Raw genomic sequence first — 16,328 nt, 5'->3', positions numbered from 1 at the left:
ATAATTTCATTCCAGATTGTGCCATACTCAGAAACTTCCAGCAATTGCTAGATTTTTCCGGGTTAAATGTATCTGTGCGAAATTGCCAGTGGCGCGAACTCGCAAACCGGGGTGGGGACGCGCGAATCCCTGGGATGTCGCGATCGCTAATTCAGGCCATCGGTGCAGTGGTGCATGGAAAGAGGGTTTCTCGACCCATGATTTCCCTGCTTCGTTGTTGCGCCGGCGAAGCGCAACAACGACGTGCAAGCCTTAAGATTCGGCAAACACCTTAGCGGCGGCGGCGACACCGGCACCGGGAGCGAAATTTTCCGCACCAATTTCGCGTAAAGCCACTTCGATCGCCGAAATCGCCGTTAGGATATCGCGATCGCTAACAAAACCCAAGTGACCGATGCGGAAAACCTTGCCTTTCAGTTGATTTTGTCCCCCCGCCAGGGAGATATCGAACTGCTTCTTGACGATCGCCCGAATTTGTTCTGCATCGGAAGATTCCACCGCCGTAATCGACAGTGCAGCGGCATCATCTGGGGCAAACAGCTTCAATCCCAGGGCGCGCACTGCAGCGCGAGTGGCCTCCATTTGCCTGGCGTGGCGGGCGAAGATAGCATCTAACCCTTCCCGACGCATCATTTGCAGAGTCGCCTGCAAGGCAAAGATTAAATTAATCGGTGGCGTAAAGGGGCTGCTACTTTTATCCGTGGCTTTTTTGTACTTTGCCAAATCCAGATAATATTTGGGCAGAGTTGCCGTTTTGTAGGCTTCCCAAGCTTTCGGACCGACGGCGACAAATCCCAAACCCGGAGGCACCATATAGCCTTTTTGGGAACCCGAGGCGATCGCATCGATGCCCCATTCGTCCATCGGTACCGACAGCGCCCCCAAACTGGTGACCGCATCCACCAGAATCAGCGCTTTTCCGTGAGCTTTCACGTGACGATTGATCGTCTCGAGGTCATTGAGAACCCCGGTCGAGGTTTCGCTGTGGGTGACGATCGCCGCTTTAATATCTTTATTGGTATCCGCCTCGAGTTTTTCCCGGAACTGTTCCGGATCCAGAGGTTGGCCCCATTCAGCGGTAATCCGTTCCACATTCAGGTTATAGGCTTCAGCCACTTCTGCCCAGCGATCGCCGAACTTGCCGTTACAGCCGACCACCACGCGATCGCCAGCGCTGAGGAAATTAATAATCGCCGCTTCCATCGCCGCCGTTCCCGATCCGGCGAGCATGACCACATCATGTTGCGTTTGGTGCAGCCATTTGAGGTTTTCCGTCACTTCCGCGATCGTGCCCTCAAACTCCTTACTGCGGTGACCGATGGGATGCTTTGCCAAAGCGAGCAATGCTTGTTCTGGCACCGGCGTCGGGCCAGGAATCATTAGCATCAGCTTGTCGTCCATTTAATCTATCCTCATGCATAAAAAACTTGTGAGGAGTCCGTACAGATGCCCCATCAATGGCTGCGTACCACAAGCCAGAGTGCAGTTGTCGAACGATCCTTCACCAGAATATTAAATTTTATCACTTGACGCCTATTGCACCAAGCCTTTAAACCCCGGGGTCTTCACCGCGCGAGGGGGCATTCCACGACGAGGGAAATTTTGGCTGGGACACCTCATTCAGGGACCAGCGGTGTTCTACCGGTAAATTGTCGAGCTGACAATGGGTTTCCAGTTGTCGTTGTTGGCTTTGGGCTTTGCGAAGCGTAATAATAAGCTGTTGTACTTGCTCTCGCTGAGCCGGATGCTCGTCGAGGGCGTACTGGGTTCGTCGCTCCAACATTTGCAGCAGCAGTTCGTAGTGGATTGGGGAAGGAAGAGGAATAGGCTCCATAAATGCCGCTTTATCTCTAAGATGCGAATGCCCAATCCTAAATGAATCAGACATATTTAACCTTTATCTTACCTTAATCCGCTACATTCTCTCGGCATTTTCCCACCCCAGCAACACCCGGATTGGGTTTAAACCCCCGCCGGATCTAAACCCATGAACCGATCGCATTTGCAGTGAGTTTCGCGTTTGCAGTGGGTTAAAACCCACTTAAGCTATTAGCCGGGGACTTAAGTCCCCGGCGGCGGTTATCTCCCACGCTACAGGGGTTAAATCTCCTGCAACAGGGAGGCGATCGCAAATCCGGGATCCGGCTCTTTCATAAACGCTTCGCCGATGAGAACCGCATCTGCACCGGCGTCGCGAACCCGTTTCAGGTCAACGGCGGTGTGCAATCCCGATTCGCTGACGACTCGGATATTTTTCCCTTGTAAGGTGTCGCGGCGATCGCCCAGTAATTCGCAGGTGGTTTGCAAATCCACAGAGAAATCTTCTAAATTGCGATTGTTGATGCCGATTAGGGTTGCGCCCTCCAGAGCGATCGCCCGATCGAGTTCTTCTCGGGTATGCACTTCAATTAAGGGCGTCACTCCCAATGTATTGGCAATTTTGATAAAATACTGCAAATCCTTATCCGAGAGAACCGCAGCAATCAGCAAAATTGCATCGGCACCCTTGATGCGCGCCAGATAAATTTGATAGGGATAAATGATGAAATCTTTACATAATAAAGGTAACTCAACGGCGGCACGGACTTTTTCCAGGTAATCAAAACTGCCTTGAAAGAATTCTTTATCGGTAAGGACGGAAAGGCAACTCGCGCCTCCTTGCTGATAGGCTTTGGCGATTGCTTCCGGGTCGAAATCTTCGCGAATTACCCCTTTGGAGGGAGAGGCTTTTTTGATTTCCGCGATCGCCCCCGGTTTTTTCGGACTGGCTAATAACGCCCCGATAAAGTCGCGGGTTGCCGGTGCGCGTTGCAATTGCTTTTGCAGCTCGATCAGCGGCAAGCGATCGCGCATTTGCTGCACTTCTTCTTCTTTGTGCCAGACAATTTTTTCGAGAATATTTTGCGGTTCGCTACCGGGTAAATGCACCTGATAGCGCATGGACTGTACGGCAACGGCTGGGTTTGGAGGACGGCGGCGGATGTTTGGCATGGAATCAAACTCGGGGGTCAACGACAGCAAATTTTACTTGGTTTTCTTAGCATAATACATCATGATAAATGCGAGAAAAAGACCCCACCCTTTGAGGGTGCGGGGCTTTTTCTCTAGATTTTTGCCCGATTCAATTACACTGTGGCAGCGCGTTTGTAGGCTTCGTCAAGCACTTCAGAAAGCGTCGGGTGAGTGTGAACGCTAAAGGCCAACTCGTTCACTGATTGACGATTGGCAATGGCATTTGCCGCTTCTTGAATCAAATCGGCGGCATGATAGCCGAGGATATGAACCCCGAGGATTTCGCCATTATCTTTGCGGTAAATCACTTTAGCAATGCCATCGGTTTCGCCTTCAGCGATCGCCTTAGAATTGCCTTTAAAATAGGTCCGAACCGAAGCCACTTCAAAGCCTTCTGATTCCCCGAGTTCTTTAGCAGCCGGTTCGGTTAAGCCGACAAAACTAATTTCGGGATGGGTAAACGCAGCGGCGGGGATACTGCGATAATCCACCGTGCGATCGCGCCCGCAAATATTTTCCACCGCTACAATCCCTTGTGCGGATGCGGCGTGGGCTAACATCATTTTGCCCATTGCATCGCCGATCGCCCAAACGTGGGGTACCGGTTCTAGGTTGGCTAACAATTGCAAGCGATCGTTCACCTGCAAGAAACCGCGCCGATCGGTTTCGGAACCCACCCTATCTAAACCGAGGTTTTTCGTCGCCGGAATCCGCCCCGTCGCCACCAAACAGGCATCGACTTCGAGCACTTCCACCACTTCTTTGGTTTTCGGATCTGCCAATTCGATAATCACCGGAGAACCCGGGGTGACTTTTTGCGCCAACAGACCCACTTTGGTTTCGATATCGCGCGGGGAAATCAGCGATCGCTGGGCCAGTTTGGCAATATCCGGGTCAAAGGTAGGCATCAAGCGATCCAAGGCTTCGATCATGGTAATTTCGCACCCGAGGGCGGTGTAAATATCGGCAAATTCCAACCCGATATAACCGCTACCGATAATGGCAATCCATTGGGGCAACCATTCTAATTTCAGGGCGCGATCGCTGGTGAATACCGTCTTATCGTCGATTTCGATACCGGAAGGCACCCAAGGCACGGATCCGGGGGCTAGAATAATATCTTTGGCGGTGATGGTTTTCTCGCCCTCGCTGGTTTCCACCACCACTTTTTGATTGCCCGCCAACTTGCCCCATCCGTTCAATACATCTACTTTGAGGCGTTTGAGGCTATTGGTCAAGTCGCCGCGCAGTTTAGAGACGGTTTTATCGGCGTGGTCCGCAATGGTTTGGCGATCGAACGACACATCCCCCAATTGAATTCCAAGGGTTTTTAAATGGTGAGTATCGCGCAATTCTCGCACTCGCCCAGATGCCGCCAGCAGCGCTTTCGAGGGAATGCAACCGCGATTGACGCAGGTGCCCCCCATGTCGGATGCTTCGATAATGGCAGTTTTTAGTCCGCAGTTAACGGCGTGCAATGCGGCCCCATGTCCGCCGACTCCCGCACCGATGATGACTAAATCGTAATCAAATCCTTCACTCACAATCCTTTCTCCTCTTACTCTGTTTTTATTGTTCAATGAAACCGGATTTCTCGCAATCCCTTTCTCTTCTTCTCGGTGCTTTTTCTTCTGGCTTTCTCGTTGGGAATGCCTCGGCTGAGGTTCTGCCTCCCCTCAACCCTTGCCCCAATTTTCTCTAATAGTTCTCCTGTTCTCTTTTCTTTTTCGCGTTTTTTTCGCGTTTCCAGTATCAGTCTGGGAAGGAGTTAGGGAGTTCATTAATGTTAATTTTTTCCTCCATTTAAGAAACCTGCATTACCTTGGATTCCATCGTTCCCGGGCACCAAGTTTGCAAGACGCGACCGACAATTTCGCGTCCGAACCAGGGAGTATTCGTGGCGAGGGATTGGAGATTTCCCGGTTTCAAGGACCATCCTTGTAAGGGGTCGAACAGGAGCATTTCTGCCGAGTTGCCCGGAGAGAGAGAAGGGGGAGTTTGCTGTAGGCAAATGGCGGGGTTTGTACTTAAGGCGCGCCATAGTTCCAAAGCGGATAATTTACCGGATTCAACTAAATTTTGCCATAACAAAGGCAGAGCGAATTCGAGACCGATCGCCCCAGGAGGTGCTTGGGCGAACGCCACGGTTTTTTCTTCATAGGTGTAGGGGGTATGGTCGATCGCGATCGCATCGATTGCCCCATCGCGCACTCCTTGAATCAACGCCTGTTGGTCTTCCGGATTGCCCAATGGCGGTGCGAGATGAAAACTCGGATCGTAGGGAATAAAATCTGCCGTACCGCCAATACTCTCGGTATTGAGCAGCAAATGCATCCAAGTGGTACTGGCGGTAATGGGATATCCGCGCGATTTAGCCTCGCGAATCAGGTCCACACTGCGCCTGGTTGAAACCCGCATCAGATGAACCGGGGTAGAGATCGCGCCGACGAGTTCCAGAATTGCCGCGATCGCCGCCGTTTCGGAATACCCGGGATTTCCGGGCAAACCCAAGCGAATCGAGGCATTTCCTTCTCGGGCCACCCCTACGCCTGCCAATTGACGGGAACAGGGCCACAAAGCGATCGGCAGGTTTAACGGTTGCAAGTATTCCAAAATCCGCCGCAACAGGGTCAAATTTTCCAGGGGATAACCATCAGCAAACCCTACCACGGGGGCGATCGCCAGATCTGCCACCTCGGTCATCTGTTCTCCTTGCACCCCCAGGGTCAGGGCACCCCAGAACTGTAGCTTTGGCAACCCATAGGGCGGCGTAGTGGGCGGCGCAAGCAACTGACGCTTGCGAATCACTTCTTCTGCTTTGTGCTGCAACAGAGACAATCCCGCCCGGTTATCCACTGGTGGGGTAGTATCGGGCAGAATAGCGATCCGGGTAAATCCACCCGCCCCCCCGGCTTCCATCAGAGAAAGCAGGGTTTCGCGCTCTTCAAATCCCGGTTCCCCGCTATGACTGTACAGATCCACCAATCCCGGACCTAATACCAATCCCTGACCCTGGCGCACCTGCGCCTCCTCGGGACAATCAGAGATTTCCGGGGCAATTTGCGCGATCGTGCCATCGGCGACGAACACATCCGCCGTTTCATTGCGACCCGATACCGGATCGAGAACCCGAACTTTTTGCAGTAATGTACTCACAGACTCGGTGTTAAAACGCTCAACTGACAAGACTTGAATCGGGCGATCGCGGGCCACCCTGCCACCCTGAAACACCCTGGAGGCGGTTATAATGCCCCCGCCGCTGTGGTATCCAAAACGCTACCGAAGTGGGTGGTAATATTGCTCGCCGACAGCACCGGCGGACCGTCTGGGCCATTGGGATAATCGATCGTCGTTATCGCGCCATTCCCTTGCTTAAAGCACCAGAAATACGCCGGTCCGAGGCCGAACAGATGGCACAAAATCGCCTTATTAATCGCATCGTGACCCACCACCATGCCGGTACTTCCCCCTGGGGCAGAGGCCACAATTTCCCGCCACGCGGCGATGCAGCGGTCCCACACCTGTTGCAAATTCTCCCCTTCCGGCATTTGCACGGTTTCTGGGGCTTCTTTCCACTCTTTTAACATCCCCGGGAATTCCCGTTCGATATCCGACTCAAACTTGCCTTCCCACAATCCGTGACTGATTTCTCGCAGTCCGTCGTGCAGTTTGAGTTCCACATGGGGATGATGTTGTAGAATTATTTCGCCAGTTTCTTTCGGGCGCAACATGGAACTGCTGACGGCAAAATCTATCTGCACGTCTTTGAGATATTCTGCGGCTTTCGCCGATTGCGCTTTCCCATTCTCGTTGAGGGGAACGTCGATTTGTCCTTGAAAGCGCTGCTGTCGGTTCCATTCGGTTTCCCCGTGGCGCACCAAAATCAAACGCGGGCCGCGATGTTCCGGTCTGCGGGTGGGAAGCACTTCTCCCACATGACTGGTGACGTTCATCGATTCTAACTGCACCGGCACTTTGCCTTTTGGCGGTTTGGGGGTGCTGAAGTTGAGGACGCTAATGGCGCAGTTGGACTGCTGAATGGAATGATAGTACGCCGGGGAAATGCCCAAGGCGGTACTGAGCAAACAGCGATTGATGCCGTTATGGGCGACCACGAGGACGGTTCCATCGGGGTGACGGGATAACAGTTCGTCCCAGAATTGACGCGCTTGTTCGTGTTCGGCTAAAACGGGGAAATGTTCGATCGCGCCGCTTTCTCCCTGGAGCATCATGCGAAACTCGTGGGGTCTTTCGTGCCAGCAGCGATAGTCTTCTGGAAATTTCTCCCGCACGTCGTCGCGCCGCTTCCCTGCCCATAAGGGGAGGTCGATTTCCATTAATCGGTCGGTGGGTTGCACTGCTGCAGGTCTGGCGTCCTCGGGTAAGGCTGACCAGATGACTTCTGCGGTTTCGTTGGCCCGTTTCAGAGGACTGCAGTAAATCGCATCCAATCGGATACCGCTGAGGGTCGCCGCCACTTGCTTCGCCGTCACGCGACCCACATCGGTGATGACGGATTCATCCAGGCGACCTTGAATGCGACGCTGTTTATTATAGGTGCTTTGCCCATGTCGGACTAAGATAACGCGAGTGGTCAGGGTTCTATCCTCCAAACGAATATGGTGCGTCCCTCGCCTTTGAAGCCAAGGAGGGCTGGGTCAGGAGCATTTTACCATCAATGGTGCGAGAATTCTGTGGGGGGAGATTGCGTCTCAACTGTTCTGCCCCGCGCCGATGCAGCAGGGGGGTGCAAAGAATGCGGTAAAGTGACAGAGTTATGGGGAAATTGCCCCAACGGGTTGAAGAGTTGCCGTTCACAGGAGGGTGAGGGAGACCTGAAATGGAATTGAAGAAAACAGTTAAACGATTGGTTCTCGGGTTGCTGACGGTGCTGGTGGTGCTGCTGGTGGGCACGTCTTTGGTGCAGAGTTTCAACCAACCTCAGATTCAAAGTCGTCTGGAACTGTATCAAACGAATCTTTTCTTGCGGGGGAGTCAGTATGAACCGGAAGGTCCGCAGGATCCAATGGCAAAAGCAGGGGCGGCTTTGTTGGGGGAGGAACCTTATAAGGGGGCGATCGCCCAATACGAACAAGCGATCGCTTCTACTAAGCAAACTCTGCAGCGCACGCGCGATCGCCTGGACTCTACGGTGGTTGTGGCTCCCCCACAGCCTCAATTCCCTACTCCGCCGCTGGTGGAAGGCTCTCAAGCCACCCGCCAACAACAACAGCAGCTTAACGCCCAAATTGACAAACTGCAATCTTTGCGCGATGAGTTGCGCTTGCAATTGGGCATTCTATCAGCACAGCAAGCTGAAGTGACGCGCGCTCGCCAAATCTGGACGCAGTTCACTGAAGTGCCGAATCCGAATCAACAACCGATCGCGAAAACGGCCCGGGTCTTGTTAGGATTGTGGCAAGATAATCCGCGCGTTCTGCGGGATGCGGATGAACTCATTCAGGCCAATTTAGACGGGTGGTTCCGCGATCGCGCTCTGGAAAAACTCTACCGGGTTCAAAATCGCGATCGCGCTCTGGCACAACTCAGCGCCCGGGAACAACAAATTGCAGAAGAAGCGTTGTTGAAGTTAACTCTGATTAGTGGGCTTCCCGGATTGGGGGTCTTACTTGGGGTGGCACTGTTACTCTTTGTCCTCGCACAACGGGTGCTGAAAGGGAAGGAGTCTCTCTTGGCACAAAATGGCGATCGCGATTGGGACGCGCCTTGGGATTGGGAAATGATTTGGCAAGTGTTTGTGGTCGGCTTTTTCTTTGTCGCCCAAATTCTCGTTCCTTTGCTGATTGCGGCGATCGGGATTAAATCCGCTACTTTGGCAGTGCGCGAGCGGGCTTTCTATATTTTATTCACCTATATCCTCCTGGCAAGCGGTGGCTTAGGGGTGTTGTTTTTCTCGATTAAATCGTTTTTCCCCTTAGGGGAAGAGTGGTTTCGCATCCAGTGGCGCGATAAGTGGTTCCTCTGGGGAATCGGCGGCTATGTGGCGGCGCTTCCCTTGGTGATTTTAGTCTCGTTAATCAACCAACAAATTTGGCAGGGGCGCGGCGGAAGTAACCCCATTCTTCCCATTGCTCTCTCGGGTCAAGATAATGTGGCATTGGTGATATTTTTCATCACCGCCTCGGTGGCGGCTCCCGTTTTTGAGGAAATTATGTTCCGGGGATTTTTGCTGCCGTCTCTCACGCGATATACCTCCGTTTGGGGGGCGATCGCCGCCAGTAGTGCCTTGTTCGCTCTGGCACATTTGAATCTCTCGGAAGTGCTACCTTTGGCTACTTTAGGGGTGGTGTTGGGAGTGGTTTATACGCGATCGCGCAATCTCCTCGCCCCTATCCTCCTCCACAGTCTCTGGAATAGCGGCACTCTCCTGAGTCTGTTTATCCTCGGTAGTGGCACCAATTGACTCCTCCCCAGCAGCATTGACTCGTTCCCCCCCCCGGGGGGAACGACAGTCCAGATGCTCCGCCTCCCCCCCCCAGTAAATATACCTGCATCATTTGCACCCGGGCTTATCTTAAAAAAAGTTGAAGTTTTCCCGGAGTCTGAAGAATCTCGGATAAGTTGGGCGTAACTCGGATGAGACTGCACCCAACTTGGGAGTTATTTATCGGCAGCACAATCTACTGAACTTTTTCAGGTAAAAATTTTCTGGCGGTTGATTGCCCAGGTCGAAACCTTGGCAACTCCATAAAACAGTCGCCTACTTTTTCGCATTTAACCCGGCATTTTATCTACCATTTTTTACGCTAACAAATTTTCCCAAAAAAAACAATCAAACAAGGAGAAAGATACCCATGAATCGTCCCACTGGTGTAACCATTATTGCCATTTTGCAGTTTATTGGCGCTATTTTCACCATTCTCGGTAGCCTATTTGCCCTCATCGGTGGCGGCATCGTGACCACTGTGGGAGTAGGGGGTAGTAGTCCCGAAGCGGCGGCGGCGGGAGGCATCATCATGTTTTTCTCAGTTTTCATGCTGGTTCTGGGGATTATTTCTATCGTTTTGGCCCTTGGTTTGTGGCAACTGAAAGACTGGGCTTGGATGGCAACGTTAGTTCTCCAAGGAATCACAATTGCCATACAAGTTTTACAATTAGTGTTAGGAAAAGCGCCTAATTTTCTCAGTCTTGCCTTTGCAGTGGTGATTGTGATTTACCTGATGCGTCCCGAGGTCAAACAGGCATTTGGCAGGTAGGGAATGCCGACTTTTTGAAGGCGAATGCTTGCCAAAAATCGAAGGAGTTTGAGGAGGAGAAGGGCGATTCGCGGGGAAAATCCAATTTCCCAAACCCGCAAGACTCACAACTAACTGGGGATGGGCGAAGCAGATTGAGGCAATTTGCCGTTAACTCATCGAAATATAGCGGGTGGGTTCGATTCTACAGATTGGGTGCGTAACTCCTGGGTTTTTTACCGCCACATTGCCTACACTACAATGAATGACAGACGCCTAGAGCGGTAAGATTGCCTGCAATTTTTCTCGCCTAGGTTGCCGTTTTACAATCTTTCTTTGCCTATGCAAGTGTCATCAAAAACCACAATCGTCAGCGCTGAACCAGCGATCGCCAGCATCACCCTGGATGTGGGCGGTATGAAATGTGCGGGTTGCGTCAAAGCAGTGGAACGACAACTGACCCAACAACCCGGAGTCTTGGCGGCGCGGGTGAATCTCGCCACGGAAGTCGCCGCCGTGGAATACGAACCGGAAAACATCGCACCGGCACAACTGGCAGAAAAGCTCACCGCCGCCGGATTTCCCACAGAAGCGCGATCGCTGCAAAGCGGAGAAGACCCCTTCCGCAAACAGCGCGATCGCCAGCGCCAAGAAATCCGCCAGCAGATTTGGCGTCTCGCCATTGCCGCTATCTTAATCCTGCTCTCGGGAGTCGGACATTTGGGCAACCTGGGCATCTTGAGCCAAATCGAGTTCCACTGGGCGTTAGCCACCATTGCCCTCCTCGTTCCCGCCCGTTCGATTTTAATCGATGGTTGGCGCGGGTTATGGCATGGGGCACCGAATATGAACACCCTGGTGGGATTGGGTTCTGTGAGTGCCTATCTCGCTAGCTGCGTGGCGCTGCTGTTTCCCGAACTCGGGTGGGAATGCTTCTTCGACGAACCGGTGATGCTGCTGGGGTTTATCCTCCTGGGCCGCACTCTGGAACAACTGGCGCGCCAACGCGCTGCAGCGTCTTTACAAGCGTTGGTTGCCCTCAAACCCGCCACGGCGCATGTGTTGCCCAATTCCCTGGAGGAAGACAACGCCGCCCATCACCCGCCGATTGACATTCCCTGCGATCGCGTCAAAGTGGGGGAACATTTGCAGGTGCTTCCTGGGGAAAAAATCCCGGTGGATGGGGAACTCGTCACCGGTACCACGACGGTGGATGAGTCGATGCTCACCGGGGAGGCGATCGCGATCGCCAAACAACCAGGGGATACCCTGACGGGGGGCACCTTGAATCAATCGGGGGCGATCGCCATGCGCGCCACCCGCACCGGATCCGATACCACCCTGGCGCATATCATTGCCTTAGTGGAAGAGGCACAAACCCGCAAAGCGCCGGTGCAACAGTTGGCGGATACGGTAGCGGGCTATTTTACCTATGGGGTCATTACCATTGCGACCCTGACGTTCCTGTTTTGGTACTTCGCCGGTACGCAAATTTGGCCGCAAGTGCTTCTCCCCGGGATGCATCTGGGGGCGACACCGTTACATGGGATGGCGCAAGGGAATTCGCCGATATTGCTGAGTTTGAAATTGGCGATCGCGGTGTTAGTGATTGCCTGTCCCTGTTCCCTCGGTTTGGCAACTCCTACGGCGCTGTTGGTAGGCACCGGCTTGGGGGCGCAAAAGGGTCTGCTGATTCGCGGTGGCGATATCCTGGAACGTGTGGCGCAACTCGATACGGTGATTTTTGATAAAACCGGTACCCTGACTACGGGACATCCGCAAGTCACCGATTGCATCTCGGCGGTGGATTCGGGTGTGGATTCGGGTTCGGACTCTTCCTTGCTGCAAATTGCCGCTACGGTGGAAACCGGGGCGAAACATCCCCTGGCGGAAGCAATTGTCCGCGCCGCGCAGGAAAGTGGGGTGGAGTTGCTTGCGGGAGAGGCGTTTCATACCGCACCGGGATTGGGGGTTTCGGCGGTGGTGGATGGCGCTATGGTGGCGATCGGCACTGAAAAATGGATGGCGCAGCATGGAGTAACGCTCTCGCCGGATTGGATATCGCGCGGGATGGACCTGGCGCAGTCGGGCAAAACCTTGGTTTATGTGGCGCGGGAGAAGGAGTTGCTCGGATTAATTGCGGCGCGCGATCGCTTGCGCGAGGATGCGAAAGCGACGGTTAACCACTGTCGGGAAATGGGGTTGCGCGTGATGCTGGTGACGGGCGATCGCGCTGATGTGGCAAGGGCGATCGGGGAATCCCTGGGCCTGTCTGAGGCGGATGTGTTCTCTCAGGTTCTCCCTGCAGGAAAAGCAGAGGCAATTGCTCAGTTACAAGCGCGAGGACAGCGCGTGGCAATGGTGGGGGATGGGATTAATGATGCCCCCGCCCTCGCCCAAGCAAATGTGGGGATGAGTCTGCATGGGGGCACCGATGTGGCGGTGGAAACGGCGGGAATTGTCTTGATGCGCGATTCTCTGATGGATGTGGTGCAGGCGATCGCTCTGAGTCGCGCCACGTTTCGCAAAATTCGCCAAAACCTATTCTGGGCGTTTGCTTACAATACTTTGGGCATCCCGGTGGCGGCGGGCCTGTTGCTCCCAGTGTGGGGCGTGATTCTCAACCCCGCAGCGGCGGGCGCTTTGATGGCGTTTAGTTCGGTGAGTGTAGTCACCAATTCCCTACTGTTGCGCCGTCATCGCTTTGCCAGTCTGAAAAGTCCCGCACCCTAACACCACCCTCACGGGTAGGGTGGGCAACTCGTTGCCCACCCTCCAGTTTTAACTCAATTCTTAACTTCTTATTTCTTAATTCTGAATCTTTCTAGCTGACAGCGGTTTCGAGCAATTGCCAATATCGATTTTCCGCGATCGCTTCCGATAAAAAGTCGAACACTTGCCGACAGTGGTTCTCAAAATGCAGGGGCAATTCTTCGTTTTTCATCACCAAATTCATCCGCACTTCATCTTCCACGTTAGCGGGTTTGTCGATTAAAAATTCAACGGTGACTAATTTGCCAAACGGAATTTGTCCGGGGACTTCTCGTGCCATGATATAGTCTCCCGTATCGTATATAATATCCAGATTGCAAGCCTCTATTAATTCCAGCAGCAATGGCCGGAAATCTTCTAGAGGCACGGCGACGATAAATAAGCCTGTGTAGCGAGCCATAGACAATTAGGGACGAGCGACAAAATGATTTTCTCATCATACCGAACAACCAAGGGTTATTCGGGATTGCAATGAATCTTGAAACGGTGGCGCAGCAGTCCCCTGCTTCGCCTCAGTCGGCTTTCTCAATTGGTTCTCGTTGCACCGAGAGGCTTATCTCCCGCCGCATTAAGTTCAGTTTAGCTCCTAGGGGCTAAATTTTAAAAGCCGGATTGCGTGATTCTACGGAGATGTTAAATGCTTTTTTCGATTTGGTCAACCCCTCCGGGGAATTTTCTCAGGAAACCCTGAAGCCGGCGGAAGTTAACGGAATTGAAGCGGCAATTTTCCAGGGGCGATCGCGGCAGTTTTGCAGAAAAACCGGAAAAACAAATCGGGGAATTTTAGGTTCCCCGCAACGCCGTTTTACCTCAGTTTTTGACCTGGAAAATCCAGGTGGGCACCGTGGCCTTAGCTTTAAGTTTCCGGGTTCCCGCACCTACGTCACTCAACGTGCTTCGGTACGAGCCGGTCTACTGCCACTAGACTCTACGGTTCCCTTATATAACAAGGCATAGATCACAAAACAATATTGGCAGTCACCAACGTTGCAGTGGAACCAATTTCTATTGTAATCGCTTTAGCTCAAATGACAAGGGGGTAGGCGAAATTTTTTCTCAATTCGCGGCGGAATACCAGATTTTTTCCAGGGTCTGCGCCTTGGCTAATCCCTCTTCGTACAAGCTTTTCCCGGATTTTCCCTCCAGGATGGCGGTGACGTGCCCTAATTTGCGCCCCACACGCGATTCGGTTTTGCCATACCAGTAAACCTGGGCGTTGGGTACCTGGGCCATCTGCTGGCGTTGGGCGCGATAATCGTCCTGGGAATGCTCGAACCCGAGTAAATTGACCATCACGGCACCTGCGGCGATAAAATTGGGGTCGCCTAAGGGCAAGTCGCAAACGGCGCGCAGGTGCATCTCGAATTGCGAGGTGTGGCACGCATCAATGGTCAAATGCCCGGAGTTGTGGGTGCGCGGGGCGATTTCGTTCACTAAGACTTTGCCCTCGGCGCTGAGAAATAGTTCGATCCCGAAGATGCCTACTGCATCCAAGCTTTCTAGCAGTTTGCGGGCGATCGCGTTAATTTCTGCCCCTACCTGCGGATCCAACTGCGCGGGGGCGAGCACTCGGCGACAGACTTGCTGTTCCTGTTGCGTCTCGACAATGGGATAAATGGCAATTTCTCCGCTTGGGTTGCGCGCCGCCATCACCGCCAATTCTCGCTCAAAAGGCACGAATTCTTCCAGCAATACCGTGGGGCGTCCCCAGCGATCCCAGGTGGCTTCATGGGTCTCGCGATCGCGCAAAATTACTGTCCCTTGCCCATCATATCCGTGACGCCGCGCTTTCATCACCACCGGCCAGTTTTGCAGCAGGGCCGTGGTTTCCTCCCGAGGATGAGACCCGATAAGCTGGGGTTCCCTCGCTTCCCCGCCCCACTCCATAAATTCGGGAACCGGTAAGCCAATCTCGCGCAAGTAACGCCGCTGGTGGTACTTATCTAACAATGGCTTCAATACCGACAACCGAGGGCGAAAGCAGACGCCCTGCTTTTCTAGTTCTAATAATGCCTCGAGGTTGACAAATTCGTTCTCAAAGGTAATCGCATCGCACTCTTTTGCCAGTTGGCGGGTGGCTTCTACATCGTCGATCGCCCCCAATATCAACGCCGCCGCTTTATCCGCCGCCGGATCCGTTGCGTTTGGGGTTTGGATCGCCAATTCAATTCCTAGCTTATCGGCGGCGCTTGCCATCATCCATGCTAACTGTCCGCCGCCTATTACACCCACCCGCTTTATTGTCTTCGTTCGCTCCATGAGTTTCTTGCTCTCGATTTTACGGGGATCGGCGATCGCCTACGATTGAGTAGGTCGTCAAAATCAGCACGCACGGGCGCTCTGAGTGAAGGGTTTTAGGTCGGCAGTAAACACCCGACGCACGCTTTTTTATAACCGCTTTCTCCCCAATTGTTTATTCTACCATACCATTAAAATTATTCTTGCAATGTTTCGGATTGTTAAGGAATTCTCACCGAGGATTTGGGGTCAGCGCTACTTTTCTCTTGTCCGAAGCCATTTTGCTGCCTAAACCGATAGGCATATTCCTCATCATTGGCTAGGGAAACAAGTGAAATAAACTGCAAAAATGGCGGTCGGTGCGATCGCCATTTTTGCAGCACAATCCAATCTTGGATAAGAAGCACCCTGGAAAGGATCCGAACTGACTGCCATAATTGTAACAGGAAATTTATCTCGGGGGGAGTTAATTTAAAAGCGATCGCAGAATTTTTTTGAATTATCCGGCGGCTATTTTGCCCCAGGGTGCTGACAGCGTTGCCAATAAATCTGCGCCACGCGATCGCCGGGATTTTGACGCAAGCATTCTGCAAATCGTTGTGCGGCTTCCCCATAGTTTTGCTGGTTAAATAAAGATAACCCGGTGGCAAACATATCTAACGTCGCCTGTTTCGCGTCGCGCAAGTGCGGCAAATCTCCATCGCAGACTTCATATACCGTAACCCGTTGCGATTTTCCCTTGACTTGCACCGTATCGATTTGGCGAATAATATAGCGATCGCGATTTTCTAAGCGCAAGAATGTTTGGTGGGAAATCAATAAAGCCACCCCATAGTTTTTCGTCAATCCTTCCAAGCGCGAGGCTAAATTTACCGCATCGCTAATCACCGTACTATTCATCCGGTTATATCCGCCCACGGTCCCCAGCATTAAAGTTCCGGTATTGATGCCGATCCCGATTTGAATCGGTTCGTAGTGACAATTTGCCCGATGTTGGTTGTATTCTCGCAGTCGGTTTAACATTTCAATTCCCGCTACCACCGCATCATATCATATCCGGTGAAATAGCCGTAAAAAGAATAAGTCCACGAAGGTGGACTTTGCCTGTGT

13 protein-coding genes and 1 other RNA gene are annotated in these 16,328 nt (G+C 52.8%); 3 read left to right on the top strand and 11 right to left on the bottom strand.

Annotated elements, in window-relative coordinates; all coding sequences use genetic code 11:
- Positions 1-252: 252 nt before the first annotated feature.
- The 6 genes from LKK83_RS03145 to LKK83_RS03120 all read right to left on the bottom strand — a co-directional run bounded on the left by LKK83_RS03145 (position 253) and on the right by LKK83_RS03120 (position 7,610).
- The gene (locus LKK83_RS03145; protein WP_324629374.1) at positions 253-1,401 is read right to left on the bottom strand and encodes a pyridoxal-phosphate-dependent aminotransferase family protein; all 1,149 of its coding nucleotides are present in this window, start codon (positions 1,399-1,401) and stop codon (positions 253-255) included.
- Between the two features lie 148 nt (positions 1,402-1,549).
- A complete protein-coding gene (locus LKK83_RS03140; RefSeq protein ID WP_324629373.1) occupies positions 1,550-1,834 on the bottom strand; it encodes a DUF5340 domain-containing protein in 285 nt (94 codons plus the stop codon).
- A 266-nt stretch (positions 1,835-2,100) separates the two neighbouring features.
- Positions 2,101-2,991 (bottom strand): indole-3-glycerol phosphate synthase TrpC, encoded by an 891-nt coding sequence (trpC, locus tag LKK83_RS03135; RefSeq protein ID WP_324629371.1) that lies wholly within the window; start codon positions 2,989-2,991, stop codon positions 2,101-2,103.
- A gap of 134 nt (positions 2,992-3,125) precedes the next feature.
- Positions 3,126-4,556, bottom strand: a complete 1,431-nt coding sequence (gene lpdA, locus LKK83_RS03130) for a dihydrolipoyl dehydrogenase (RefSeq protein ID WP_324629370.1) — start codon at positions 4,554-4,556, stop codon at positions 3,126-3,128.
- A gap of 259 nt (positions 4,557-4,815) precedes the next feature.
- Entirely contained in the window at positions 4,816-6,168 is a 1,353-nt protein-coding gene (locus LKK83_RS03125) for a dihydroorotase (RefSeq protein WP_324629377.1), read from the bottom strand.
- Positions 6,169-6,254: 86 nt separating this feature from the next.
- Entirely contained in the window at positions 6,255-7,610 is a 1,356-nt protein-coding gene (locus tag LKK83_RS03120) for a histidine phosphatase family protein (RefSeq protein ID WP_324629375.1), read from the bottom strand.
- A gap of 242 nt (positions 7,611-7,852) precedes the next feature.
- On the opposite strand from LKK83_RS03120, the gene LKK83_RS03115 reads away from it, so the two are divergent.
- The 3 genes from LKK83_RS03115 (at position 7,853) to LKK83_RS03105 (ending at position 12,941) form a co-directional block, all read left to right on the top strand.
- Positions 7,853-9,436, top strand: a complete 1,584-nt coding sequence (locus LKK83_RS03115; protein WP_324629368.1) for a CPBP family intramembrane glutamic endopeptidase — start codon at positions 7,853-7,855, stop codon at positions 9,434-9,436.
- A gap of 391 nt (positions 9,437-9,827) precedes the next feature.
- Positions 9,828-10,229 (top strand): DUF2127 domain-containing protein, encoded by a 402-nt coding sequence (locus LKK83_RS03110; protein WP_324629366.1) that lies wholly within the window; start codon positions 9,828-9,830, stop codon positions 10,227-10,229.
- A gap of 321 nt (positions 10,230-10,550) precedes the next feature.
- Positions 10,551-12,941, top strand: a complete 2,391-nt coding sequence (locus tag LKK83_RS03105; RefSeq protein ID WP_324629365.1) for a heavy metal translocating P-type ATPase — start codon at positions 10,551-10,553, stop codon at positions 12,939-12,941.
- Positions 12,942-13,032: 91 nt separating this feature from the next.
- Here the strand turns inward: LKK83_RS03105 and LKK83_RS03100 are convergent, their stop codons facing one another.
- From LKK83_RS03100 to LKK83_RS03080, 5 genes are all read right to left on the bottom strand, one after another.
- Positions 13,033-13,380: a hypothetical protein gene (locus LKK83_RS03100; RefSeq protein ID WP_324629364.1), complete on the bottom strand. Its 348-nt coding sequence runs from the start codon at positions 13,378-13,380 to the stop codon at positions 13,033-13,035.
- 385 nt (positions 13,381-13,765) lie between these two features.
- Positions 13,766-13,979, bottom strand: a non-coding RNA gene (ssrS, locus tag LKK83_RS03095) — 6S RNA.
- 57 nt (positions 13,980-14,036) lie between these two features.
- Complete coding sequence (locus LKK83_RS03090; RefSeq protein ID WP_324629363.1) at positions 14,037-15,239, bottom strand: 5-(carboxyamino)imidazole ribonucleotide synthase; 1,203 nt, start codon at positions 15,237-15,239, stop codon at positions 14,037-14,039.
- A gap of 200 nt (positions 15,240-15,439) precedes the next feature.
- Positions 15,440-15,625: a hypothetical protein gene (locus tag LKK83_RS03085; RefSeq protein ID WP_324629362.1), complete on the bottom strand. Its 186-nt coding sequence runs from the start codon at positions 15,623-15,625 to the stop codon at positions 15,440-15,442.
- A 103-nt stretch (positions 15,626-15,728) separates the two neighbouring features.
- Positions 15,729-16,241 carry an adenylate/guanylate cyclase domain-containing protein gene (locus LKK83_RS03080; protein WP_324629361.1) on the bottom strand — a complete coding sequence of 171 codons (513 nt, stop codon included), beginning with the start codon at positions 16,239-16,241 and terminating at the stop codon, positions 15,729-15,731.
- Positions 16,242-16,328 lie beyond the last annotated feature (87 nt).

This window comes from Phormidium sp. CCY1219 (assembly GCF_035615515.1).
Taxonomy (GTDB): Bacteria; Cyanobacteriota; Cyanobacteriia; order Cyanobacteriales; family Laspinemataceae; genus CCY1219.
Note: the sequence above shows the minus strand (reverse complement) of the source record. Positions and strands in the feature narration are given on the sequence as shown.

Coding starts and splice junctions, on each gene's coding strand:
- LKK83_RS03110 (WP_324629366.1), top strand. CDS start 9,828: ATGAATCGTCCCACTGGTGTAACCATTATTGCCATTTTGCAGTTTATT.
- trpC (WP_324629371.1), bottom strand. CDS start 2,991: ATGCCAAACATCCGCCGCCGTCCTCCAAACCCAGCCGTTGCCGTACAG.
- LKK83_RS03090 (WP_324629363.1), bottom strand. CDS start 15,239: ATGGAGCGAACGAAGACAATAAAGCGGGTGGGTGTAATAGGCGGCGGA.
- LKK83_RS03145 (WP_324629374.1), bottom strand. CDS start 1,401: ATGGACGACAAGCTGATGCTAATGATTCCTGGCCCGACGCCGGTGCCA.
- LKK83_RS03080 (WP_324629361.1), bottom strand. CDS start 16,241: ATGTTAAACCGACTGCGAGAATACAACCAACATCGGGCAAATTGTCAC.
- LKK83_RS03115 (WP_324629368.1), top strand. CDS start 7,853: ATGGAATTGAAGAAAACAGTTAAACGATTGGTTCTCGGGTTGCTGACG.
- LKK83_RS03105 (WP_324629365.1), top strand. CDS start 10,551: ATGCAAGTGTCATCAAAAACCACAATCGTCAGCGCTGAACCAGCGATC.
- LKK83_RS03100 (WP_324629364.1), bottom strand. CDS start 13,380: ATGGCTCGCTACACAGGCTTATTTATCGTCGCCGTGCCTCTAGAAGAT.
- LKK83_RS03140 (WP_324629373.1), bottom strand. CDS start 1,834: ATGGAGCCTATTCCTCTTCCTTCCCCAATCCACTACGAACTGCTGCTG.